This is a genomic window from Frischella japonica, assembly GCF_014489845.1.
Taxonomy (GTDB): Bacteria; Pseudomonadota; Gammaproteobacteria; order Enterobacterales; family Orbaceae; genus Frischella; species Frischella japonica.
In genome coordinates this window covers 34852-59376 of the sequence record NZ_JABURY010000021.1, presented here as the reverse complement: position 1 = coordinate 59376, position 24525 = coordinate 34852, and the positions used below count along the sequence as shown (strand labels likewise).

Sequence of the window (24525 nt, the reverse complement as noted above, 5' to 3'; positions counted from 1 at the left end):
ATTAATATATGGTACGACTATTTCTAAACAATAGCCGTTCGATACCACTCACGATATTTTTAGTTAATCGATCAGTAAGTTTTTTACGGCGATGATATTTAACACTCATAATTTTGTAATTTTCTAATAATGATAATATTACATCATCACTAGTATTGATTTCATCAATGAGACCTTTATCTTTTGCTTGTACTGCAAACCAATGTTCTCCAGTTGCTACTTCTTCAATATTAACATTAGGGCGATTTTCAGCCACAAAATCCTTAAATAGTAAATGTGTTTCTTCCAACTCTTGCTGGAATTTTTGACGACCTGCTTCAGTGTTTTCACCAAACATCGTCAAAGTACGTTTATATTGTCCGGCAGTTTGTAATTCAATATCGATATCATTTTTTTTCAATAACCGATGAAAGTTAGGTATTTGCGCTACCACGCCTATTGAGCCAATAATGGCAAATGGTGCAGCAATAATTTCATTGGCTGTGCAAGCCATCATGTAGCCACCACTAGCGGCAACTTTATCAACAACCGCAGTAAGATGAATATCGCGTTGGCGAAAACGTAATAATTGAGATGCCGCCAAACCATAACCATGTACGACGCCACCAGGGCTTTCTAGTTTTAGTATTACTTTATCTTCTGGTTTAACAACGGATAAAACGGCGGTTACTTCCTGTCGTAAATCTTCTACTTCATGAGCATCGATGCTGCCATTAAAACTCAATACATAACAATTAGGTTTACAAACGGTAGAATCCACATTTTTTGTTTGTTCCTCTTGCCCTGCGAGATTATCAGTTTTGGTTTTTAATGCTTGCTTCTGTTGTTTTTTTTCTTCTTTACGTATCTTCTTTTGTTGCTTGTTGTATTCCTTGTTAGCAAAATCATCCATAGTACTTAGTAGCATCGTTTCTTTAATATCGCGATATTCTTCGGTTAAATCTTTAATTTCCAAGCTACCAGAAGGGGCAGATTTTTTGCGTTGTACCAAAATAAACAGTAAGATCGTTATAATTGCGATAACAATCGTAACTGTTTCGGCAAGAAATACTAAATATTGAGAAAGCCATTCCATAATTAATCTATCCTTCTTTTTAAATGCAATAAAATAGTTTATATCAAGATAAGTTGATACTGATATTTTGTTCAAAATAGGCTAAGTTAAGCTTATTTATTATATTCAATGTATTTTAGTAGTGAAATAAAGCTAATATAGCAAATTTACGTTATTCTTGCCGAATTTACATGCTTTTTACTTTATCCTGTGTTATAAAAATAAGATTATTAAACGACATTAGGTTACCCTATTTCTAAGAATATTGGTTAGTGTATCATATGTTAAAATCATGTCTTTATTCAATAAAGTAATTTTATTATACTAACAGCCCGATATACACGGTATTATAACAAAACAATGAGACGCTCATTATGACAACAACAAGCCAGTTACTACCAATTAGCCAGATTGCACAGCATTATCAAATTCATGATGACTATTTAATCCCCCATGGCAAATATGTTGCTAAAATTGATTTATCTATCATTAAGGCCAATCAAAATAACGAACAAGGTAAACTTGTACTTGTTACGGCGATTACACCCACCCCTTTAGGTGAAGGGAAAACCGTTAATACGATAGGTTTAAGTGAAGGTTTGAACTATATTGGTAAAAAAGCGATTGCCTGTATTCGGCAACCGAGTTTAGGACCAGTATTTGGTGTGAAAGGGGGGGCTGCTGGTGGCGGCCAGGCCGAAGTATTACCAATGGAAACCTTAAATCTTCACTTAACTGGTGATATTCATGCCATCACAGCTGCTCACGATTTAGCCTCTGCTGCAATCGATTCACGGTTGTATCATGAAGAGCGTTTAGGTGATGAATTTACAGCCAAAACAGGCTTAGCCCGACTTAATTTTGATAAAGAACGTATTATTTGGAAACGTGTGATTGATCATAATGATCGTGCTTTGCGTCATGTTACCGTTGGTGTTGGTGGCGGCGTTAATGGCATTGAACGCCGCGATGGTTTTGAAATTACCGCTGCATCCGAACTTATGGCAATTTTAGCATTAGCCAACGATTTACAAGATATGCGTAAACGTATTGGTAATATTATTCTTGCTTATAACACGGATGGTAATGTCATCACCGCTGAAGATTTAGAAGTTGCAGGAGCGATGACGGTTTTATTAAAAGAAGCGATTAACCCAAATCTAATGCAAACCATTGAAAATACACCAGTATTGATCCATGCGGGTCCATTTGCTAATATCGCTCATGGTAATTCTTCGGTGTTAGCCGATCGAATTGCATTACCATTAGCCGATTATGTGATTACTGAAGCCGGTTTTGGTTCTGATATGGGGATGGAGAAATTTTTTAACATCAAATATCGCCAATCGGGTATAGCGCCATCTTGTGTAGTTTTAGTGGCGACAGTAAGAAGTTTAAAATCTAACAGTGGTAAATTCAATATAAAACCAGGACAACCGATTCCCAAAGAGATTACTGAATCAAATGTTGAGCTGTTAGAAATTGGTGCTGCAAATTTAGCATGGCATATTCAAAATGCAAAAAGTTATGGTATGCCGGTCATTGTGGCAATTAATCGCTTCCCACATGATAGTGAAGAAGAGTTAGCTTTTTTACAGCAGTATGCGCTGGCACATGGCGCATTTGCTTGTGAATTGAGTGAAGTTTTCATCAAAGGTGGGAAAGGTGCTGAAAAACTGGCACAACATGTGGTTAAAGCATGTGAAATGGAAAGTAAGGTAATATTACCTTATCAGGATGATGATAAGTTAATTGTAAAAATAGAAAAATTATCGCAAAAATATGGTGCTAGTAAAGTTAATTTGGCTGAGCAGGCATTAAAAGATATACAGAATATTGAAAATTTACACTTAGATCATTTACCATTGTGCGTGGCGAAAACGCCAATGTCGATCAGTGCTGATCCGGCATTAAAAAATGTACCGACTAATTTTGAAATTGATATTAGTCATTTGGCCATTTCTGCTGGAGCCGGTTTTATTCGGGTTTATGCTGGTAATATCATGACGATGCCTGGATTAGGAACCAATCCAGCTTACCGCCAAATTGATATTGATGAAAATGGTAATATAGTTGGTTTAAGTTAATGACAACCGTTTTAACCGCTTACATTGATGAACACAATTGTATTGGTTGTGGTAAATGCGTACGTGTTTGCCCAACTGACGCAATTGTTGGCGCTAGACACTTGCTACATACCGTTATTCCGCAATATTGTACGTCGTGTGAGGAATGTATTAATGCTTGCCCCACTAATTGCATAAACTTACAGACACCTCAGATAGCAATGTCGAAGTATGCTGAAAATCAGTTAAAAATGAAGAAACAACGCCGATTAATGACTAAATCGTCAATCTTAGCAAGTTCTGCAACTTCTTCGGTAAGTAGTATACCCGTCGCACGTAAGCAATTGGTTGCAGATGCCATTGCGCGTGTTAAAGCGCGGCGAAGTCAGTCCTAATTCAAGTAGTTTATAAAAAAAGACCTGCCTAATGGCAGGTCTTTTCGTATACAGAATTAAAATAACTTATTATTTAATCCTATTATTTAACTGCGTCTTTAAGACCTTTACCTGCTACGAATGCTGGAACAGTGGTAGCAGCAATTTTGATTTCTTTACCGGTTTTAGGGTTACGACCAGTGCGTGCTTTACGGCTGTTTACTTTAAAAGTACCGAAACCAACTAATTGAACCGAATCACCTTTTTCAAGGCTTTCTGTGATCGCAGTTAAAGTCGCTTCAAGCGCATTTTTAGCTGCAACTTTTGTAATGTTTGCTTTAGCTGCAATAGCGTCGACAAGTTCTGTTTTGTTCATGGACATATCCTTACACAATAATTTATAGTTGAAAAGAGAAGTTAAACACAACATAATGCATAACTTCAAGTAAAGCACATATTGATAATCCTATTCAATTTAGACTATATTTAAATAAGATTAAAGTAGAATTTATCAAAATCGTTGAAAATGATTGCATCTTTACAGTTAATCGCCTAAAAAAACACCGATATTACTTATTTGTTCTTCGCGTAAATCTTCTTTCAATCCTTTTATTAACGTTATATTTTTATTAATTTCGCTTTTTTTTATGATTCGAAAGATTTCCCATTGGATATCTAATTCATCTAGGATGGCCGGCAATGTTTTTATTTCATCCATAGATAATTGTTTATCGATTTTAATCATTTCTAATTCTGCAATCGTTTTAAGTGATAATTGGCTAACTGATACCGCACATTCTGCAAAATCACTACTTAAATAAGCATGAATTAATTCGCTTAATGCTTGGCATGCATCAATAGCTGGATAAATACTATAAATATTTTCATCTTCAATCGTTGGAATAATATGTTCTAATTTTTCTAATTGATTATCGAAATTAATTTTAGCATTTTTAACTATTAGTGATTCCCAAACTAAATCGAGTATATTTTTGTAGATTTTATGATCGCCACTGCCCGTTTGTTGACAATAAAAAGCAAAATTAGGATACATTCTTTCGCACAGACATACCATAAATAAGGAAAGTTGTGGTTGTGATAATTTTTCTAAACGTAAGTGAATAGGATTTTCAATCATGTTATAAACCTTTAAATCAATAGTTATTTGGCAGATTTTTGATGAACGGCATTAATGAGTATTTCAACGCTTTCCGTTGGGGTATCTTGATTAATGCCATGACCAAGATTGAAGATATGACCGTTATACGGCCCATATTCTTTAAGTACCAAATCGACATTTTTCTCAATGGTATGACGATTACCATATAACACGGTTGGATCCAGATTACCTTGTATTGCAATTTTTTCTTTTGGTAGGGTACTTAAATCTACCGTCCAATCCACACCTATCGCATCACAACCGGATTGGCTTATAAGGTCAAACCATAGCCCTCCTCCTTTTGTAAATAAGGTGACAGGGACATAATCAGTCGAGAAGGTATGCTGACGTTGACCACGTTGCAATTGAGAAATGATTTTACTCATATAATGCAGTGAAAATTCACGATAGCTGGAATGACTTAATACTCCACCCCAAGAATCAAAAATCATAATGGACTGGGCTCCGGCCTTAATCTGAGCATTTAGATAAAGGGCTATACTGTCACTGAGTTTATCAAGCAACTGATGTAATGACGATGGATCGCTATATAACATTTTTTTGATTTTGGTAAACGTCTTACTACTCCCTCCTTCAACCATGTAAGTTGCTAAAGTCCAAGGGCTACCAGCAAAGCCAATCAACGGAATTTTACGTTTTAATTCATACTTAGCTTGCCGAATCGCTGCCATAACATAACCTAATTCTATCTCAGGATCTGGAATGGCTAACTGTTTGATGTCATTAGATGTATTAATCGTTGTTTTGAATTTAGGTCCTTCGCCATGTTGAAAATATAATCCCAATCCCATAGCATCAGGAATGGTTAAAATATCAGAAAAGATAATCGCAGCGTCAAGATCATAACGACGTATTGGTTGTAAGGTTGCTTCGCAAGCTAGTTCTGGTGTTTTACATAGGGTCATAAAATCGCCGGCTTGGGCTCGTAATTGTCGATATTCTGGTAGATAACGTCCAGCCTGACGCATCATCCAAAGCGGTGTGTAATCGACAGGTTGACACTGCAAAGCACGAAGGTAGCGATCATTTTGTAATGGCATGATATTTCCTAAAATACCGATAATTAACAATTGAGATTTATTATAGCATTAATCATCGCGGTTGTAGTTGGGATCGTAATTTATCACGATTTATCTTTTAAACGCATAATCAAATGCAAAGGTAAACTTATTTCACAATAAAAATTAAATTTTAACATGCCGATTAAGATTGTTAACGACAATATCTTTTATTATAGTAATCACAATTTTTTTAGCTTGGTTATCATTATGTCTCATTTAAGTTCTGTTATTTTAGCAGCGGGTAAAGGAACCCGTATGTATTCTAACCTACCTAAAGTTTTACATAGAATTGGTCATAAAACCATGTTACAGCATGTTATTGATACGGTGCTCCAGTTAGGTTCAGATCGTCTCTATGTGGTTTATGGTCATGGTAAAACACAATTAGAGCAAGCCCTACAGCATCAACCAGTACAATTAGTTTTACAAGAACAGCAATTAGGCACCGGCCATGCTGTACAGCAAACGATACCTTATATTAACGATGATGAAGACATTCTAATCTTATATGCTGATACACCGCTAATATCGAAACAAACTTTAGAAGCTTTAATTGCTAATAAACCTCAAGATGGTATTTCGTTATTGACCGTTGTATTAGATGACCCAACTGGTTATGGTCGAATCGTTCGCGAAAAGGGTGAGGTTGTTGCCATTGTTGAGCAAAAAGATGCAACAAAACAGCAGCAGTCCATTAATGAAGTGAATACCGGTATTATGTTAGTGCCTGGAAAGCTATTAAAACACTGGCTAGCTAAAATCAATAATCATAATGCACAACAAGAATTTTATCTTACCGATATTATTGGGATGGCTCATCAAGAAGGGCGACCAATTGTTGCAACGCATCCACAATACACATATGAAGTAGCGGGTGTAAATAACCGATTACAACTAGCGGAATTAGAACGAACTTATCAACAGCATAGGGCTAATCAACTGCTGTTAGCCGGTGTAACATTGCTTGATCCTAGTCGTTTTGATTTACGCGGCGAGCTCATTCATGGAAAGGATGTAACGATTGATTGCAATGTAATCATTGAAGGGAAAGTAGAACTGGGTAATCAAGTCTATATTGGCGCTGGATGTATATTAAAAGATTGTGTGATTGGCGATAACAGCATTATTAGTCCGTATACAGTGATTGAGGGCAGTTCACTAGCCAGCCATTGTACTGTTGGTCCTTTTGCAAGATTGCGACCAGGTAGCCAATTAGACAATCAAGCCCACGTCGGTAATTTTGTTGAATTAAAAAAAGCACATTTGGGACAAAATAGTAAGGTCGGTCATTTATCATATTTAGGAGATAGTGAAATAGGTTCAACAGTAAATATTGGTGCCGGAACCATTACCTGTAATTATGATGGTGCTAATAAATTCCAAACCATTATTGGTAATGATGTGTTTGTTGGCTCTGATACTCAACTTATTGCACCCGTTACGGTAGGCAATGGAGCAACGATTGCTGCTGGTACAACGGTGACCAGTAATGTTGGTGAAAATGAATTGGTCGTCAGTCGAGTTAAACAAAAACATATTACTAATTGGAAACGACCAACAAAAAATGCCAAATAGATAAATTTTGAGGAACGGTTATGTGTGGTATTGTCGGTGCGATTGCACAACAAGATGTAGTTAATATTCTATTAGCAGGATTAAAACGGCTAGAGTATCGTGGCTATGATTCAGCAGGTTTAGCGATTATCACCTCTCATGGGTCACAACCATTGTCACTACAAAGATTAAGGCGCGTTGGTAAAGTCAAGGCTTTAGAAGATGCGATAGCACATAATCCGATTGAGGGAAGTATTGGTATTGCCCACACACGTTGGGCTACTCATGGTCAACCAAGTGAATATAACGCCCATCCACATGTTTCAGGTTTTATTAGCATTGTTCATAATGGTATAATTGAAAACTATCAATCTTTGCGAACGCAATTGATTGAAAAGGGATATCAATTTTGTTCAGAAACCGATTCTGAAGTTATCGCTCATCTTATTCATGATATTATTCTGCAAACAAATTGTTCGTTATTTGAGGCAGTAAAAAAAGCATTACCGCAATTGCGTGGTGCCTATGGCATTGTGATTATGGATAGTCGTGCTCCTAATCGGTTAGTGGCAGCACGTTGCGGCAGTCCATTAGTCATTGGTTTAGGTCATGGTGAAAATTTTATCGCGTCTGATCAATTAGCATTATTACCACTTACTCAACAATTTATCTTTCTTGAAGACGGTGATATTGCTGAAATTGGTTGTGATACGATTGATATTGTCGATAAAGCAGGCCAACGGGTGCAGCGTACGGTATTAGAATCGAATATGCAGTATGATGCGGGTGATAAAGGCGGTTATCAACATTATATGGAAAAAGAGATTTTTGAACAGCCAATCGCCATTAAAAATACCTTAACAGGCCGTATTCAAAATGGCTCAATTCATTTTGATGAACTTGGTGAATATGCTGATACGATTTTTAATCAGTTAGAACATATTCAAATTGTTGCTTGTGGTACGGCTTATCATGCAGGACTTGTAGCACGTTACTGGTTTGAATCGTTGGCAAAGATACCTTGTGATGTTGAAATTGCATCGGAATATCGTTATCGAAATCCAGCAAAACGATCTAATAGCCTCTTCATTACGTTATCACAATCGGGTGAAACTGCGGATACTTTAGCGGCACTGCGCTTAGCAAAGCAGATTGGTTATATTAATACATTGGCTATCTGTAACGTTGCAGCATCGACATTAGTAAGAGAGGCTGATTTAGTCTTATTAACTAAAGCCGGAACAGAAATTGGTGTAGCGTCTACAAAAGCATTTACCACCCAATTGACTGTATTATTAATGCTAGTTGCCAAAGTTTGCCAAGTAAAAAAGAGATTAGCGACAATTGAACAATCAATTGTGCAAGCATTACAAATCCTCCCAAATCGAATTGAACAAGTTTTAATGTTCGCTCATCAGATAAAGAAATTAGCTGAACAATTTGCTGATAAACATCATGCGTTATTTTTAGGGCGTGGAGATGAATATCCGATTGCGTTAGAAGGAGCCTTAAAGTTAAAAGAAACCTCCTATATTCATGCTGAAGCGTATGCAGCAGGTGAATTAAAACATGGTCCTCTGGCATTGATTGATAACCAAATGCCAATTATTGTTGTGGCTCCATTTAACGACTTATTAGCGAAACTCAAGTCCAATATCGAAGAAGTTAAAGCCAGAAACGGACAGTTATATATATTTACGACCGATGCTGCTGATTTTGTTAGCGAAGCAAACTTTGAGGTTATGGTATTACCACCGGTTGAAACACTGACAGCGGCAATTTATTATACTGTTCCGATGCAGTTACTGGCTTATAACGTAGCTGTAATTAAAGGTACTGATGTTGATCGACCACGTAATTTGGCTAAATCTGTCACTGTTGAGTAACTTTATTTGCTTAATTTAGGATTTTAAAATCAATAAACTACCTACGAATAAAATGCGAGATGTTGTCGTTTTATATATTATTAGATTAATCGACTAAAGTACTTGCGAATTTTATCAAAATAAATAAAAATACAAAATTATTGCATAATTATTCATATTGGTGGCTGAAATGAAAGAACGAACAACTGAACTTGTCCAGGGGTTGCGGCACTCTGTTCCTTATATTAATGCGCATCAGGGCAAAACGTTCGTGATTTTGCTAACTGGCGCAACATTAAAAAGTCATACTTATGCTAGTATCATTAATGATATTGGATTATTGCACAGTTTGGGCATTAAATTAGTGATTGTTAATGGTGCACGTAATCAAATTGATGAAGCCTTAAAAATTCAAAATATTGTCCCTAGGTATCACAAATATACACGTATTACTGATGCTAAAACCCTTGATATTATTAAACAAGTTACTGGTTTATTGCAGCTGAACATAATTGGTAGTTTATCAATGTGTTTGAATAATACCCCTTTACAAGGGGCGCATATTAACGTTATAAGTGGTAATTTTGTAATTGCTCAACCGTTAGGGGTTGATGATGGTATTGATTATTGTCATACCGGTCGTATTCGGCGAATTAACAGTGACGGTATCAATAACCAATTAAATGCTGGATCAATTGTTTTATTAGGGCCTGTTGGGGTTTCGGTCACTGGTGAGAGTTTTAATTTAGCGTCAGAAGATGTTGCTGCAGAAGTAGCTATTAAGCTTAAAGCCGATAAGCTGATCAGTTTTTGTAGTGAGCAAGGTGTGCTTAATGAATCCGGACAAGTGATTACGGATCTCTACCCTGCGGATGCTGAACGCTATGTAAATGATAAAGAGCAACAAGGAAAACATCTTTCCAGTGATGCTCGCTTCTTACAGGCAGCAGCAAGGGCATGTCGCAATGGTGTGCATCGTAGTCATTTAGTTAGCTATCTGGTTGATGGTTCCATTTTGCAAGAACTTTTTTCACGTGATGGCATTGGTACCCAAGTGGCAATGGAACGTTCTGAAAAGGCGCGCAATGCTAATATTAATGATATCGGTGGGATTTTAGAACTGATTCGTCCTTTAGAAGAGCAAGGGATTTTAGTTCGTCGTTCCCGCGAACAACTTGAAATTGAGATTGACAAGTTTACTATTATTGAACGCGACAATATGACAATCGGTTGTGCTGCACTGTATCCTTATTTTGATGAAGGTATGGCAGAAATGGCTTGTGTAGCGATTCATCCTGAGTATCGTAACTCTGCGCGTGGCGATATGTTATTAGCTATGTTGGTTGAAAAAGCCCAAAAAATGGGATTAAAAAAATTATTTGTATTAACTACGCGTAGTATTCACTGGTTTAGAGAGAAAGGCTTTGTTCCGGCAGAAGTTGATGATTTACCAATAAAAAAGAAACAGTTGTACAATTTTCAACGTAACTCAAAAATCCTTATTTTAGATTTGGATGGGGATGAGTAGCCATCCACCTTTAAGGTGATGGCTAACTAGAGTTATTTGGTTGGGCGCATCGCTGGGAATAAAATGACATCACGAATAGTATGACTATTCGTAAATAACATTACGGTTCGGTCAATACCAATACCTAATCCGGCAGTTGGTGGCAAGCCATGTTCTAATGCGGTCACGTAATCTTCATCGAAGAACATCGCTTCATCATCGCCAGCATCTTTTTGGCGAACTTGTTCAGCAAAACGTTCGGCTTGATCTTCGGCATCGTTGAGTTCTGAAAAACCGTTACCGATTTCACGACCACCGATAAAGAATTCAAATCGATCTGTGACTTCAGAATTTATGTCATTACGACGAGCAAGTGGCGAAACTTCGGCTGGATATTCAGTGATAAATGTTGGCTGAATTAAGTTAGCCTCTGCCACTTCTTCAAAAATTTCTGTTACAACTCGGCCTAATCCCCAACCTTTTTCGACTTCAATACCCACTGCTTTAGCAATCGCACATGCTTTATCAAAATCATCTAAATCAGCGTTATTGGTTTCTGGACGATAATGGCAAATTGCTTCACGCATCGTCATTTTGATAAATGGTTGCCCAAAGTCAAAGGTGTGTTCACCATATTGCACAACAGCAGAACCGGTTACAGCAATGGCTAAGCGACGGAATAGTGATTCAGTGATAGTAATTAAATCTTTATAATCGGCATAAGCCATATAAAGTTCCATCATAGTGAATTCCGGATTATGGCGTGGTGATACCCCTTCATTACGGAAATTACGGTTAATTTCATAAACCCGTTCAAATCCACCAACGACTAAACGCTTTAGATAAAGCTCTGGTGCGATCCGCAGATACATATCTAAATCCAGGGCATTGTGGTGAGTAATGAATGGTTTCGCTGACGCGCCACCAGGAATTACTTGCATCATCGGTGTTTCTACTTCCATAAACTGCATTTCATTCATAAATTGACGAATTTCAGCAACAATTTGTGACCGAGCCCTAAAGGTTTTACGTGATTCTTCATTGGTGATTAAATCTAAATAACGTTGACGATAACGGGTTTCTTGATCGGCTAGCCCGTGGAATTTATCGGGTAGTGGGCGCAATGCTTTAGTTAATAAACGGATTTCTTCACAGTGAATAGATAATTCACCTGTCTTGGTTTTAAACAGGTATCCTTTAGCTGCGATAATATCGCCTAAATCCCATTTTTTAAATTGTTCATTATAAAGCCCTTCTGGTAAATCATCGCGAGTTACATATAACTGGATTTGACCTCCAACATCTTGTAATGAGACAAATGATGCTTTACCCATGATTCGGCGCATCATCATACGCCCGGCAACGGCAACTTGAATTTTATTTTCAATTAGTGCTTCGTTAGTCTTTTCGTCATATTTTTGATGTAGTTCATTTGAAATCGCATCTCGACGAAAATCATTTGGGAATGCGATACCATTTTCACGAATTTGCACTAATTTTTCACGACGAGCGACTAATTCGTTATTGAGATCTTCCATACTAGTATTAACTTGATCTTGTTGCTGTGTTGACATGCTTGTTACCTTATAAACTGTTTATAGTCCCGCTTTTAAGCTTTTTTCAATAAATTGATCTAAATCGCCATCGAGAACGGCCTGAGTGTTACGTGTTTCAACGCCCGTACGCAAATCTTTAATTCGTGAATCATCAAGTACATACGAACGAATTTGGCTACCCCAGCCAATATCAGATTTGTTTTCTTCCATTTGCTGCCTTTCAGCATTTTTCTTTTGCATTTCCAGTTCATACAATTTTGCTTTTAACTGCTTCATTGCTTGATCTTTATTGCTGTGTTGCGAACGGTTATTTTGGCATTGCGTCACAATTCCTGTTGGAATATGCGTAATACGTACCGCAGATTCGGTACGGTTAATATGCTGACCACCTGCTCCCGATGCTCGGTAAACATCGATACGTAAATCGGCAGGATTGATTTCAATATCAATATTATCATCCACTTCTGGGTAAACAAATACCGATGCAAATGAAGTATGCCGACGATTGCCAGAATCAAATGGACTTTTACGTACTAAACGATGGACCCCTGTTTCGGTTCGTAACCAGCCAAATGCATAATCCCCGGCTACGCGGATCGTGGCAGATTTTATCCCGGCAACATCGCCATCTGAAACTTCCATTACTTCAGTAGTAAAGCCTTTTGCCTCAGCCCAACGTAAATACATTCGTAATAGCATTTCAGCCCAATCTTGCGCTTCGGTGCCACCTGAGCCCGATTGAATATCTAAATAACAATCGGCACTGTCATAATCACCAGAGAACATCCGATGAAATTCCAATTTATCTAGTTTGCTTTCTAGTTGTTGCAACTCAGATTGCGTTTCATTGAAGGTATCAAGATCATCGGCTTCAACGGCTAATTCTAATAACCCTTCAACATCATCTAGACCTTGCATTAAGGTATCGATGGTATTAATAATGGTTTCTAATGCGACCCGTTCTTTGCCAAGCGATTGAGCTTTTTCTGGATTAGTCCAAACGTCCGCCTGTTCGAGTTCGCCATTAACTTCTTCAAGACGCTCTTTCTTCGTTTCATAGTCAAAGATACCCCCGTATAGCGGCGGTTCTCTCAATAAGTTCTGCGATTTTATTCCTGACTGGGTTTATTTCAAACATGATTTTTAAGTTAAAATCTGATAATTAAATAATAGCGAAACATTTTAGCGGAATAATGCCTAAATTAGCAATAAAATTAAAACGGTTAAATGAAATTTAATGATATGGATTATAAAACGCTATCTAGAACCAACAAAAGATAAAGATAATAGTCTTCTTATAATGAAAATGGTGGCAAAATGCCACCATTTTTAACCGATTACAAAAAATTAATGGTTATTTCTTATAGGCATCATTATGTACACCTACAGCCGCACGACCCGATGGGTCGTTTAGATTTTTAAATGACTCATCCCATTCAATAGCTTTAGCGGTCGAACAAGCAACAGTTGGACCACCTGGTACACAGTGTGCGGCACTTTCAACTGGGAATAATTCATCGAAAATCTCCCGATACATATACGCTTCTTTGCTAGCTGGCGTATTATATGGGAAACGGAATTTAGCATTTTCTAATTGCTGATCAGTAATCTTAGTTTCGGCAATCTCTTTTAACGTATCAATCCAACTGTAACCAACACCATCTGAGAATTGCTCCTTCTGACGCCAAATAACAGAAGCCGGTAAGTAAGATTCAAATGCTTCACGTACGATATGCTTTTCCATTTTACCATTGCTACCGCACATTTTATCCTGTGGATTGATGCGCATTGCTACATCGAGGAATTTTTTATCTAAGAATGGTACACGTGCTTCCACGCCCCAAGCCGCCATAGCTTTATTTGCCCGAGCACAATCATACATATGTAGCGCAGCTAATTTACGTACGGTTTCTTCATGAAATTCTTTTGCATTTGGCGCTTTATGAAAATACAAATAACCGCCAAATACTTCGTCAGCACCTTCACCAGACAACACCATTTTGATGCCCATTGCTTTGATTTTTCTTGCCATTAAATACATCGGCGTAGAAGCTCGGATCGTTGTGACGTCATAGGTTTCAATGAAATAAATTACGTCGCGTATCGCATCAATACCTTCTTGAATAGTGAAGTTAATTTCATGATGAACCGTACCTAAATGATCAGCAACGGCTTGTGCCGCTTTAAGATCTGGCGCACCTTTCAAACCAACAGCAAAAGAATGTAGTTGCGGCCACCATGCTTCTGTTTTTTCATGATCTTCAACACGACGCGCAGAGAATTTTTTGGTAATCGCCGAAATTACCGAAGAATCTAATCCGCCTGATAATAACACACCATAAGGTACATCAGACATAAGGTGGCTTTTGACAGACTCTTCTAAAGCAATACGTAGTGCATTAATATCCGTTTTATTATCTTTTACATTTTCGTAATCCATCCAATCGCGCTGATAATACGTTTTGATTTCCCCTTCAGTACTTGATAGATAACATCCTGGTGGGAAGGCTTCGATTGTTTTACAAACAGGCACTAACGCTTTCATTTCTGAAGCAACATAAAAAGTACCATTTTCATCATAGCCCATATACATTGGGATAATACCGATATGATCACGACCAATAAAATAACTGTTGTTATTAATATCGTAAAGGATAAAGGCGAACATACCTTGTAATTCATCAAGACCATGGATCCCTTTTTCTTGGTAAAGGGCTAAAATTACTTCACAGTCAGAACCAGTTTGAAACTCGTAACGATCTTTGTACTGATTTCGGAGTTCTTGATGATTATAAATTTCGCCATTAACCGCTAATACTAAGGTTTTGTCTTTATTATAAAGTGGTTGCGCACCTGTATTCACATCGACAATTGATAGACGTTCATGAGCAAGGATAGCTTTATCTGAGGCAAAAATACCAGACCAATCTGGACCACGATGACGCATTAAGCTTGAAAGTTCGAGTGCTTTCGTTCGTAGTGCTTGTGGATCTGATTTTATATCAAGGATACCAAGAATCGAACACATTGAGTTTCTCCATTTAAAATCGCATAAGCGATACTATTTTTATATAAAAAACGATATGAAAAATTAATCTTATTTTAATTAGTCTTACCACTTATCATTTTAATGAGTAAATACCAAAATAAACAGCATACACATTATTTATAAACAATTAAAGTATAAAGTCATGATACTTTTACTTTTGTTACAAAAATTACATACTTACTTATTACAATATTACTTTTTTTCCCATTGACCTTGTTGTTTTATATATTGTCCTACTGGGGCTTTTTCTTGCGCTTTACTACCCGCTCTATTTTCAACTTCATTTAGGGGAACATTCGTTTCGGCAGAAACTTTTTGGTATTCTTGTTTACGAGCTTGATTGATTAACTGCACAATTTCACTGGCGTTAGCTTCATCTCTCACTACGCCTAAGTAGCCATCAGCTTGTTCACCAACTAATCCATTTACTTTAGCTTGACCAAGTGCGTTAATCGCTTGCTCTAAATTTAATGCAAACACCGGAAAAGATAAAGCAGCTGTTAAAAATACGATAGTAAATTTTTTATAGATAGTCATAATAACCTCTTTAATAAATACTTTATATTGAATTAACATTAAAGTGAGCTAAAAATTTTATTTAATTGTTAATGTTCATTACATCTAGGTTTATCAATTTATTTTTTAATCAGTCAATTGATGTTAGTTAGATTATTTTATTCATTAATATAAACCTGATTTATTAATTATATTATCCAATGCTTTATCTACTTTTATGTTAATTTCATGATCGATTTTGAAATTTAAATTAATATTAATCGGTTCACTCGGTGCCTGAACTTTTACTGTTGGTGAGCAGCCGATTAATATGCTACTCATTACTATGACAGCAATCACATTCCGTATCATAAAAGAGCCTCTGGTTATTTTAAACGTGACTCAATTCGTTTTCGAATTGGTTCACTAATTTGGTCTGATAATAATAAACTGGTCATTAGTTTAGCAATATTCTCTTCTAGCGTAATATTAAAATTGACTGCTTTACCATTTTCTACGTCAGAATTACTGCCTTGAATGTTAAGACCTAATTTGGCAATATCATTTGCATAATCCACTTTACTGGTTAACTTAGTATAATGAAAATTTTTAAGAATATCAGTGAGTATTTTCATCTTTGGATTATTTTTTACATAATCTTTTAAAGCTGGATTTTCGAACTGTAAATAACCTTGATTAGTGGAAGTTAATTGGCCATTTTTGATTAAAAGATGAAAAGTGGTTTTCCCTTTGTTTTTAACTTCACTTAATGTGATGGGTAATGTGCCATCTATTGCACCATTACCTACCAGACCTTCAACAGGATATTTAGCTAAAATATCTTTTAATTGTATCTGGGTTAGATTTAGATTAACTTGTTGAGGTAATTTAGCTAAATCCAATTTGCCTTTATCAAAAAATATCTTGCCAGAAAAAATGGTTGCTTGTGCGTTTTTCCATACAACTATGCCTTTTTCAGGCGCCGTTAAAATTGAAGAATAAGCGCCTGCAAATTTTATTTTTTCAAAAATAACTCCAACATTCATTTCTTGAATATTGATACTCGGGGTCGAAATAGATAATTGATTGTTCTTGACCGACAGATTCATGTTACCTGTAACTGATTTAATTTCACTGTTTTTATATATCGCATTTAGTTTATTTATTGCTAGTTGTGCCGTCGCTGACAGTTGATTATTTTTAAATGGAATTGATGATTCAATCTGAAAGCTTAACTTACTGATTAAATTACTAAGAATAACGTCGTCAGAAATATTGACTTTTGCTAGATTAATTGCTGCAGTATCTAAGTTGGTTAAGATGATTCGATTGCCCGTAATTGAACCGGTAAACGGTAAATTTAAATGACCATTTTGTATGCCAAATTGATTGATCGTGGTTGTTAAAATACCATTTTGAATCTCTAAGCGTGAATCCATCTCATTAAAAGCGATTATCGCTGATAGGTTAGCCGAATATTGCGTATTAGTTGATACATTGAGTAGTATTGATTCTAGTTGTTTTTCTAGAGCAACTTTTATATCCAATAATGGTTTATCTTGTTGATAAAATCGTAAAGAATGAATATTTATGGTGTTAGGTAACCAGTGAAGTATTGATGAAACAAGTTGGGTATCAAATGCAAATTGATTAGGATTTTTATCTTCACGTCTAAGTTCTTTTTCTGCCGTATTGGCTATTTTATGCGTTTCATCAGATAGCCAGTGGATATCAATATTTTCTGCTGATAAATTCGACCAAGAAATGTGTAACTCTTTGACGGTTAACGATAACATTGAAGACTGAGATACGGTCAGATCTGTAAAGGATAAACCGTTAAAACCTACACTGATGCCCTGCCAATTAATCGTTAGTTGATATTTTTGCTTAAAAGACAACCAGTACTGCCACCCAAATAAGCTCAACAATATGATGATAAGTAAAAGACTCAGTGAAATCCAATAACGTTTTTTTAAACGAGTCATATCAGCTTTCAAAATTGTAAAGTTTATTGCCGAAAATGACCCGGCAATAAAATTATATTACGCTTGTGCCTGCTCTCGCGCTGCAATATAAGCCAATGCTTTATCAATTCTTGCTAATGTGCGTTTTTTACCTATGGCAAAAACTGTGGCATCAACAGATGGCGATTGACCCAGTCCCGTTACGGCAACACGTAATGGCATGCCAACTTTCCCCATGCCGACACCCAGTTCATCAGCAGTTGTTTGAATAACTTGGTGAATTTTTTGAATTTCCCAATCGAAATCAGCAATTGCTGTGACTTTAGCTTTAATAACTTCTAACGGTTCTTTTGCCACTGGGCGAAGATGCTTTTTCGCTGCATCGGCATCAAAATCCCTAAAATCTTGATAACAATAGTGACATGATTCGGCCATCTCTTTCAGGGTTTTACAGCGTTCACCAAATAATTTAATAATCGTAATGAGATCAGGTCCTTGATTTAAATCATAGCCGTGTTTGTCCATATGCCATACTAAATGTTGTGCAACATAATCAGCATCTAAGTGGTTAATATAATGATGATTTAACCATAATAATTTTTCAGTATTAAAGGCACTTGCTGAACGGCTAACCGCATCAAGCGTGAAATATTCGATCATTTCAGGAATGTTAAAGATTTCTTGATCGCCATGTGACCACCCCAAGCGTACTAAATAATTAAGTAGTGCTTCGGGTAAGTAACCATCATCACGATATTGCATTACGCTCACTGCACCATGACGTTTAGATAATTTTTGCCCATCATCACCTAAAATCATTGAGACGTGCCCATATTGTGGTAATGGGGCACCAAGAGCTTTAAGAATGTTAATTTGACGTGGGGTATTGTTGATATGATCTTCACCCCGAATGACATGAGTGATTTCCATATCCCAATCATCTACGACAACACAAAAATTGTAGGTTGGTGAACCATCAGTGCGACGAATAATTAAATCATCTAATTCTTTATTGGCGATTTCGATTGGACCACGAATGAGATCGTTAAATATTACTACGCCATCAATTGGATTGGCAAAACGTACTACATGGGGTTCATCGCTGGAATGATTTTTCTGGACGCTATCACAACGGCAACGACCATCATAGCGAGCTTTTTCGCCATGAGCCATTTGTTCTTCGCGTAATTTTTCTAAGCGTTCTTTTGAACAATAGCAACGGTATGCACTGCCGTCGACTAACATTTGGTCAATGACTTGATTGTAGCGATCGAAACGTTTTGTTTGATAATAAGGACCTTCATCCCAAGACAGTTGTAACCAATTCATACCTTCCATAATGGCTTCAATAGCTTCAGGCGTAGAGCGTTCCAAATCTGTGTCTTCAATGCGTAATACGAAAGTACCGTTAGCATGACGGGAATAGAGCCAAGAATAAAGTGCCGTGCGCGCACCGCCAACATGTAAATAGCCAGTTGGGCTTGGGGCAAAGCGAGTTTTTACTTTCATGAAATAGTTCCTGCTACTTAATAAAGCGATAATGGGCTATTTTAGCATGCTCAAGTAATTGAGCAATAAAAGACGGTAAAGAAAAATTAGCCGTCTTAAGGAAATGATTTAAGACCTAAATTAGGCTTTGATTGTTTGGAGCTGCGCGTCGCGCTCAAACTTTTTCACTGCATAAGAACAAACGGGTACAACTTTACGTTTTTGTTTACGCATCTCTTCAATCACTAAGTCGAACAGTCGATCCGCAATACCTTGCCCACGATAGTTGACATTAACAAAAGTATGATCGATTGATGCTTTATCATGGCCGATTAATGTATATGTAATTTCGGCAATATCTTCACCACCATCAGGATTAGGGACATAGAAACGATTTTCGCCAGCTAAGAATTGCATAATGCTTTCTCCTTGTTTGATCATAATGGATAACATTATTTAAAAGTGGATTAAAAACCCACTTTTTAAAATAAGGTGAAGAGTCAAGTAGCCATTTATTTACAATGAATACTTAGAATAAACGTTTCGCTGTATTGAATAGATCCATATCAAATGGGCGTTTCATATTGTTAATGGCATCGATAATATCATGATGAACTAATTTACCATGTTGAATACCGATACAACGTCCACCGTGTCCTTGTTGTAATAATTCTACTGCATAAGCCCCCATTCTGGAGCCTAAAATACGGTCATAAGGTACTGGTGAACCGCCACGTTGAACGTGACCTAGTACAGTTGCTCGAGTTTCATGACCGACTGCTGCTTCAATATCTTTAGCTAATTGGTTAACATCCAGCATCAATTCAGTGACTGCTACGATAGCATGTTTTTTACCTTTAGCAAAACCAAGTTTAATCTCTTCAATTAAATCGTCTTTAGTACACGTTACTTCAGGGATAATCATGAACTCACAACCACCCGCAACAGCCGCATTTAAGGTCAAGTCACCACAATCGCGTCCCATAATTTCAATTACAGAAATACGATGATGCGATGAACACGTATCACGCAGGCGATCGATAGCTTCTACTGCAGTCTGTAGAGCAGTGAAATAACCGATAGTATAGTCAGTACCACGAATATCGTTGTCAATGGTGCCTGGTAGTCCGATACAAGGGAAGCCTTCTTCTGTCAAACGCATCGCTCCCATATATGAACCATCACCGCCGATTACAACTAAGGCGTCAATCCCATTTTTCTTAAGATTTTCGATGGCGACTTGACGAGTTTCTTTTTCTTTAAAAGCAGGGAATCGGGCTGATCCTAAGAATGTTCCACCACGATTAATGACATCTGATACGCTATAGCGTTCAAGCCGTTTAATTCTGTTTTCGTATAAACCTAGATAACCGTCCTCAATGCCATACACTTCTAATCCTTCGGATAATGCTGTTCGTACAACCCCACGAATCGCTGCATTCATACCTGGAGCATCACCACCACTTGTTAGTACACCTATTTTTTTTATCATACTTAAGTACCTTTAATGTTTCGATTAGTAAATATTATAGAAGTATAAACACTCACTCACAATAGAAAAAAATGTCAGTTAATTAAATTTTCGAATGTCGCTTTCTCTTTTGATATGACTGAAAGTGGATCTTGATGAACAATGACCTCAGCTGGTGCAAATTTATTTGCAATCATTTTTTCGAGTTTATCGGCAATTGCATGTGCTTTGACTAATGGCATTAAATCATCTAATTCAATATGTAATTGAACAAATGTTATTGGACCTGAGCGACGAGTTTTAATTTCATGTACGCCGTGAATCTCTTTTAAGGACAAGGCTAATTCAACAATGGCTTGATTATCGGCTTGCGGTAGTGCTTTATCAAGTAGATCTTGCAGTGCATGGATGGTAATTTTTATAGCGTGCAAGAAAATATAACAGCCAATGATTAATGCTAAAACGCCATCAGCATAATCAATACCCAACCAAGTTAAGCATAAAGCAAAAATGACAGCAATATTAATGAGTAAATCGGCAGAATAATGGAGCATATCGGCTTTAATCGCATTACTGTTAGTTAGTTTAATGACATAACGTTGATAAATTACCAGCATTAAGGTTAATATGGCAGAAACCGCTGAAATAATAATACCTACCATAGGGGAGTTAACAGTAGCGGGATGGATTAATAAATTAACACTATTTATCAAAAGAAAAATTACTGAGCCTATAATAAAAGCACTTTGTGCCAATGCAGCTAGTGATTCTGCTTTACCATGACCAAAGCAATGATCATGATCAGGTGGTTTCAAAGCGTAACGAATTAAGATAAAATTTAATCCAGATGCCAAAAAATCCATTGTAGAATCAAATAATGAAACTAATAAGCTAAATGAGCCCGTTATCCACCAAGTAGCAGATTTAATTGCAATTAAAAATAGCGCGAAGAATAATGAAAAGGTTGTGGATCGTTTAACAAGTTTATCATAGGTAGAATTCATTAATTTCTCTTTGAATTTTATTTGGCATTTTGAACGCTTTCATATTAGCATAAAACTATGGTTTATTTATAAAAAATCGATCATTTGATTTCTAATCAAGGATTAAATCTATATAATACCGCACATTGTTAATACACTATTAAATATAACTAGCATATTCAATATAAAGGATATTTTTGCAGGAGATAATAATGAATAAAAAATTACTGCTAGTCGATGATGATATTGAAATTGTAACTTTATTAAAGGAATTATTGGAATTAGAAGGATTTATAATTGAAATTGCCCATTCAGGAAAAGAAGCACTAGAAAAATTTAATAATTCGATCGAACTTATTTTACTGGATGTCATGATGCCTGATATCAATGGTTTTAGTGTGTTGACTGAATTAAGAAGAAAACATACTGTTCCCATTATCCTGCTAACGGCAAAAGATAATGAGTTGGATAAAATTATTGGTCTGGAATTAGGGGCTGATGATTACATTATTAAACCATTTAATGATCGGGAATTGATAGCGCGTATTCGTGCTACCTTAAGACGAAAATTATGGGATAGTTCGCTTGCCGAGCTGAGTGATTATAGTCAACTAAATTATGATATTGATGGGCTGGAAATCAATATTCGCCGGCAACTTGTATTTTATCGTAAAAAACAAATTGAATTAACCAGCACTGAATTTCAAATATTACTTAAATTGCTAGAGCAACAAGGTAATATTATTTCACGGGAAGTGCTTAGTAAATCAGTTTTAGGGAAAGAATTTTTACCTTTTGCTCGATCAATTGATGTTCATGTATCGAATTTAAGAAAAAAATTACCTGAACGCAAAGGCGGATTACCTTGGATTAAAACATTACGCTCTAGAGGATATCAGTTTGTGATTAATCCTGAACAAAATGCAAAATATTAATTATTCCCCCGTAGGGAAAAGTGGATTATGTTGATATTTGATAGGCTTACCATAAGAATCTTTGCGATTTTCTTGTTAACTATCGTTTTTTTTCTGGTCCTAATCATTACGATTCCTAGCCTAGATTCACGAAATTTGACTTATTTATCAAGTAAAGAAAAAGCTATGGGAACGGCTTTGGCTGATTCAATTAAAAATGAATTACCCAATGTTCCCAATAATAGTTTTCGCTGGTGGATGCGATTTATTATTATAATGGATAAGTTACATTATCCAGGACAATTTCTTTATATTGTAACGCCGAATGATCAAATTATTACCTCAAATACTAGCAATATTGATATTGTTCGAAATTTTAGTGGACATACTAAACAATTAGAGCGTCCAGCTAAAAAAATATATGATTTACAAGAGATAATCGGTCCTTTTCCATTAAAATATGGTGATAAAATTTATCAGCTATATATAATCCAAACTGCTGTTAATGTTCAGTCACCATGGGTAAATTTTATTTTTGATCATCCCTTTTTATTATTGACTTTAACGATGTTAATTAGTGCACCTTTCTTATTATGGTTATCATGGAGTTTGGCTCGGCCTGCTAGGCAATTAAAAATTGCGGCTGATCAAGTTGCTTGTGGCAATATTCATGAATGGCCAGAGCTTGAAACAATCGGTTCATCTGAATTTAAATCTACCGGTGCAAGTTTTAATCATATGCTGCGTGAGTTAAAGCGAATGCAGGATTTACAACAACGTTTACTATCCGATATATCGCATGAACTGAGAACACCTTTAACTCGTCTAAAACTCGCAGCTTCGTTATCGCGACGTAAATATGGTGAAACGACCGAGATGCAACGCATTGAATTAGAAGCCAATAAACTTGATTTCATGATTGGTGATTTACTTTCTTTGGCTAGACAGCAATATTCTGATAATCAGACCCAAGCTCCGTGCCAGATTAATAAATTATGGCAAACCGTTATAAATAATGCACGTTTTGAATCAGAGCAATTGCATAAGACATTGACGATTTCTCCGCTACCTGTTGATTGGATTTTATGTTATCCCAAATCGTTATGTAGTGCTCTGGAAAACGTCATCCGTAACGCATTTCGTTACTCAAACCAAAATATTGCCGTAAATTTTATTGTTGATAAGCATCAACTACAGATAACAATCGATGATGATGGTTCTGGTGTTGCTGAGCATGAGTTAAAACAGATATTTCGACCTTTTTATCGTACCAGTGAAGCTAGAGATCGTGAGTCGGGTGGTGCCGGTTTAGGGCTAGCGATTGTGGCTAATGCTATTACGCAAAATAAAGGAGAGGTATATGCTGAGAAAAGTCATCTTGGGGGATTACGAATTGTGATAAAATTACCGTTATATAAAAGAAATTGATAGAAGAGAATAATTTTGTTAAATATTGTACTTTTTGAACCAGAAATTCCAGCTAATACTGGGAATATTATTCGGCTTTGTGCTAATACCGGATATCATTTACATATCATTGAACCAATGGGTTTTTTCTGGGATAACAAAAAACTTCGTCGAGCTGGTCTCGATTATCACGAATTTGTTGAAGTAAAACGGTATAAAAATTTTGCGCAATTTCTTTACGACAATCAGTTAGTATTGACGGAAACGTGTCGAATTTTTGCAATGACTACCAAAGGATCCAAGCCTCATAGTGAAGTTAATTATCAGGTGGGAGATTTTTTACTCTTTGGTCCAGAAACGCGTGGTTTACCCGCAACGATTTTAGAACAGTTATCCAGTAATCAACGCATACGAATACCGATGTTAGCTGAAAGCCGCAGTATGAATTTATCGAATTCAGTGGCGGTTGCTATTTATGAATCTTGGCGACAACTTGGTTATCAGGGTGCAAATCTTTAATTGAATAATCATCTATAA

Annotated in this window: 22 protein-coding genes; 8 read left to right on the top strand and 14 right to left on the bottom strand. The window is 36.4% G+C overall.

The window, feature by feature from the left end:
- Position 1: 1 nt before the first annotated feature.
- A complete protein-coding gene (sohB, locus tag FcAc13_RS11085) occupies positions 2 to 1075 on the bottom strand; it encodes a protease SohB (RefSeq protein WP_187756284.1) in 1074 nt (357 codons plus the stop codon).
- 353 nt (positions 1076 to 1428) lie between these two features.
- On the opposite strand from sohB, the gene FcAc13_RS11080 reads away from it, so the two are divergent.
- Positions 1429 to 3141 (top strand): formate--tetrahydrofolate ligase, encoded by a 1713-nt coding sequence (locus FcAc13_RS11080; protein ID WP_187756283.1) that lies wholly within the window; start codon positions 1429 to 1431, stop codon positions 3139 to 3141.
- The gene (locus tag FcAc13_RS11075) at positions 3141 to 3515 is read left to right on the top strand and encodes an RnfABCDGE type electron transport complex subunit B (RefSeq protein WP_187756282.1); all 375 of its coding nucleotides are present in this window, start codon (positions 3141 to 3143) and stop codon (positions 3513 to 3515) included. The genes FcAc13_RS11080 and FcAc13_RS11075 overlap by 1 nt, the downstream gene beginning before the upstream one ends.
- Before the next feature lie 82 nt (positions 3516 to 3597).
- Here FcAc13_RS11075 and FcAc13_RS11070 read toward each other — a convergent pair whose 3' ends face one another.
- The 3 genes from FcAc13_RS11070 to hemE form a co-directional block, all read right to left on the bottom strand.
- A complete protein-coding gene (locus FcAc13_RS11070) occupies positions 3598 to 3870 on the bottom strand; it encodes an HU family DNA-binding protein (RefSeq protein ID WP_187756281.1) in 273 nt (90 codons plus the stop codon).
- 168 nt (positions 3871 to 4038) lie between these two features.
- On the bottom strand, positions 4039 to 4632 hold the full coding sequence (locus tag FcAc13_RS11065; protein WP_187756280.1) for a YjaG family protein: 594 nt from the start codon (positions 4630 to 4632) through the stop codon (positions 4039 to 4041).
- Positions 4633 to 4655: 23 nt separating this feature from the next.
- Positions 4656 to 5717 (bottom strand): uroporphyrinogen decarboxylase, encoded by a 1062-nt coding sequence (gene hemE / locus FcAc13_RS11060; protein ID WP_187756424.1) that lies wholly within the window; start codon positions 5715 to 5717, stop codon positions 4656 to 4658.
- Between the two features lie 225 nt (positions 5718 to 5942).
- Between hemE and glmU the strand changes: the two genes are divergently transcribed.
- The 3 genes from glmU to argA all read left to right on the top strand — a co-directional run bounded on the left by glmU (position 5943) and on the right by argA (position 10682).
- The gene (glmU, locus tag FcAc13_RS11055) at positions 5943 to 7310 is read left to right on the top strand and encodes a bifunctional UDP-N-acetylglucosamine diphosphorylase/glucosamine-1-phosphate N-acetyltransferase GlmU (protein WP_187756279.1); all 1368 of its coding nucleotides are present in this window, start codon (positions 5943 to 5945) and stop codon (positions 7308 to 7310) included.
- Positions 7311 to 7330: 20 nt separating this feature from the next.
- Positions 7331 to 9175, top strand: a complete 1845-nt coding sequence (glmS, locus tag FcAc13_RS11050; RefSeq protein ID WP_187756278.1) for a glutamine--fructose-6-phosphate transaminase (isomerizing) — start codon at positions 7331 to 7333, stop codon at positions 9173 to 9175.
- A 169-nt stretch (positions 9176 to 9344) separates the two neighbouring features.
- Positions 9345 to 10682 (top strand): amino-acid N-acetyltransferase, encoded by a 1338-nt coding sequence (gene argA, locus FcAc13_RS11045; RefSeq protein ID WP_187756277.1) that lies wholly within the window; start codon positions 9345 to 9347, stop codon positions 10680 to 10682.
- A gap of 32 nt (positions 10683 to 10714) precedes the next feature.
- Here the strand turns inward: argA and lysS are convergent, their stop codons facing one another.
- The 10 genes from lysS to FcAc13_RS10995 all read right to left on the bottom strand — a co-directional run bounded on the left by lysS (position 10715) and on the right by FcAc13_RS10995 (position 21688).
- The gene (gene lysS / locus FcAc13_RS11040; RefSeq protein ID WP_187756276.1) at positions 10715 to 12235 is read right to left on the bottom strand and encodes a lysine--tRNA ligase; all 1521 of its coding nucleotides are present in this window, start codon (positions 12233 to 12235) and stop codon (positions 10715 to 10717) included.
- Between the two features lie 21 nt (positions 12236 to 12256).
- Positions 12257 to 13355, bottom strand: a protein-coding gene (gene prfB, locus FcAc13_RS11035; RefSeq protein ID WP_187756275.1) for a peptide chain release factor 2 whose coding sequence is annotated in 2 segments (ribosomal slippage) — positions 12257 to 13279 and positions 13281 to 13355 — 1098 coding nt in all. Because the reading frame shifts where the segments join, the coding sequence is not laid out codon by codon here.
- Positions 13356 to 13571: 216 nt separating this feature from the next.
- Complete coding sequence (asnB, locus tag FcAc13_RS11030; RefSeq protein WP_187756274.1) at positions 13572 to 15245, bottom strand: asparagine synthase B; 1674 nt, start codon at positions 15243 to 15245, stop codon at positions 13572 to 13574.
- Between the two features lie 213 nt (positions 15246 to 15458).
- Complete coding sequence (locus FcAc13_RS11025; RefSeq protein WP_187756273.1) at positions 15459 to 15803, bottom strand: YdbL family probable chaperone protein; 345 nt, start codon at positions 15801 to 15803, stop codon at positions 15459 to 15461.
- Between the two features lie 144 nt (positions 15804 to 15947).
- Positions 15948 to 16103, bottom strand: coding sequence for a YnbE family lipoprotein (locus FcAc13_RS11020; protein WP_246415137.1), 156 nt, complete (start codon positions 16101 to 16103; stop codon positions 15948 to 15950).
- Between the two features lie 44 nt (positions 16104 to 16147).
- A complete protein-coding gene (locus FcAc13_RS11015) occupies positions 16148 to 17746 on the bottom strand; it encodes an intermembrane phospholipid transport protein YdbH family protein (protein ID WP_187756271.1) in 1599 nt (532 codons plus the stop codon).
- Between the two features lie 57 nt (positions 17747 to 17803).
- Positions 17804 to 19234 (bottom strand): glutamate--tRNA ligase, encoded by a 1431-nt coding sequence (gltX, locus tag FcAc13_RS11010; protein WP_187756270.1) that lies wholly within the window; start codon positions 19232 to 19234, stop codon positions 17804 to 17806.
- A 120-nt stretch (positions 19235 to 19354) separates the two neighbouring features.
- Positions 19355 to 19630 carry a GNAT family N-acetyltransferase gene (locus FcAc13_RS11005; protein WP_187756269.1) on the bottom strand — a complete coding sequence of 92 codons (276 nt, stop codon included), beginning with the start codon at positions 19628 to 19630 and terminating at the stop codon, positions 19355 to 19357.
- A gap of 112 nt (positions 19631 to 19742) precedes the next feature.
- Complete coding sequence (pfkA, locus tag FcAc13_RS11000) at positions 19743 to 20705, bottom strand: 6-phosphofructokinase (RefSeq protein ID WP_187756268.1); 963 nt, start codon at positions 20703 to 20705, stop codon at positions 19743 to 19745.
- A 74-nt stretch (positions 20706 to 20779) separates the two neighbouring features.
- Positions 20780 to 21688: a cation diffusion facilitator family transporter gene (locus tag FcAc13_RS10995; protein WP_187756267.1), complete on the bottom strand. Its 909-nt coding sequence runs from the start codon at positions 21686 to 21688 to the stop codon at positions 20780 to 20782.
- 191 nt (positions 21689 to 21879) lie between these two features.
- On the opposite strand from FcAc13_RS10995, the gene FcAc13_RS10990 reads away from it, so the two are divergent.
- Genes FcAc13_RS10990 through trmL form a run of 3 tightly spaced genes read left to right on the top strand, consistent with a single transcriptional unit; the run spans position 21880 to position 24507 of the window.
- Complete coding sequence (locus FcAc13_RS10990; protein WP_187756266.1) at positions 21880 to 22602, top strand: response regulator; 723 nt, start codon at positions 21880 to 21882, stop codon at positions 22600 to 22602.
- Positions 22603 to 22635: 33 nt separating this feature from the next.
- Positions 22636 to 24009, top strand: coding sequence for an envelope stress sensor histidine kinase CpxA (gene cpxA / locus FcAc13_RS10985; RefSeq protein WP_187756423.1), 1374 nt, complete (start codon positions 22636 to 22638; stop codon positions 24007 to 24009).
- Between the two features lie 15 nt (positions 24010 to 24024).
- Positions 24025 to 24507, top strand: a complete 483-nt coding sequence (gene trmL / locus FcAc13_RS10980; RefSeq protein ID WP_187756265.1) for a tRNA (uridine(34)/cytosine(34)/5-carboxymethylaminomethyluridine(34)-2'-O)-methyltransferase TrmL — start codon at positions 24025 to 24027, stop codon at positions 24505 to 24507.
- The last annotated feature ends 18 nt before the right edge of the window (positions 24508 to 24525 follow it).

Coding starts and splice junctions, on each gene's coding strand:
- sohB (WP_187756284.1), bottom strand. CDS start 1,075: ATGGAATGGCTTTCTCAATATTTAGTATTTCTTGCCGAAACAGTTACG.
- FcAc13_RS11080 (WP_187756283.1), top strand. CDS start 1,429: ATGACAACAACAAGCCAGTTACTACCAATTAGCCAGATTGCACAGCAT.
- FcAc13_RS11075 (WP_187756282.1), top strand. CDS start 3,141: ATGACAACCGTTTTAACCGCTTACATTGATGAACACAATTGTATTGGT.
- FcAc13_RS11070 (WP_187756281.1), bottom strand. CDS start 3,870: ATGAACAAAACAGAACTTGTCGACGCTATTGCAGCTAAAGCAAACATT.
- FcAc13_RS11065 (WP_187756280.1), bottom strand. CDS start 4,632: ATGATTGAAAATCCTATTCACTTACGTTTAGAAAAATTATCACAACCA.
- glmU (WP_187756279.1), top strand. CDS start 5,943: ATGTCTCATTTAAGTTCTGTTATTTTAGCAGCGGGTAAAGGAACCCGT.
- glmS (WP_187756278.1), top strand. CDS start 7,331: ATGTGTGGTATTGTCGGTGCGATTGCACAACAAGATGTAGTTAATATT.
- argA (WP_187756277.1), top strand. CDS start 9,345: ATGAAAGAACGAACAACTGAACTTGTCCAGGGGTTGCGGCACTCTGTT.
- lysS (WP_187756276.1), bottom strand. CDS start 12,235: ATGTCAACACAGCAACAAGATCAAGTTAATACTAGTATGGAAGATCTC.
- asnB (WP_187756274.1), bottom strand. CDS start 15,245: ATGTGTTCGATTCTTGGTATCCTTGATATAAAATCAGATCCACAAGCA.
- FcAc13_RS11025 (WP_187756273.1), bottom strand. CDS start 15,803: ATGACTATCTATAAAAAATTTACTATCGTATTTTTAACAGCTGCTTTA.
- FcAc13_RS11020 (WP_246415137.1), bottom strand. CDS start 16,103: ATGAGTAGCATATTAATCGGCTGCTCACCAACAGTAAAAGTTCAGGCA.
- FcAc13_RS11015 (WP_187756271.1), bottom strand. CDS start 17,746: ATGACTCGTTTAAAAAAACGTTATTGGATTTCACTGAGTCTTTTACTT.
- gltX (WP_187756270.1), bottom strand. CDS start 19,234: ATGAAAGTAAAAACTCGCTTTGCCCCAAGCCCAACTGGCTATTTACAT.
- FcAc13_RS11005 (WP_187756269.1), bottom strand. CDS start 19,630: ATGCAATTCTTAGCTGGCGAAAATCGTTTCTATGTCCCTAATCCTGAT.
- pfkA (WP_187756268.1), bottom strand. CDS start 20,705: ATGATAAAAAAAATAGGTGTACTAACAAGTGGTGGTGATGCTCCAGGT.
- FcAc13_RS10995 (WP_187756267.1), bottom strand. CDS start 21,688: ATGAATTCTACCTATGATAAACTTGTTAAACGATCCACAACCTTTTCA.
- FcAc13_RS10990 (WP_187756266.1), top strand. CDS start 21,880: ATGAATAAAAAATTACTGCTAGTCGATGATGATATTGAAATTGTAACT.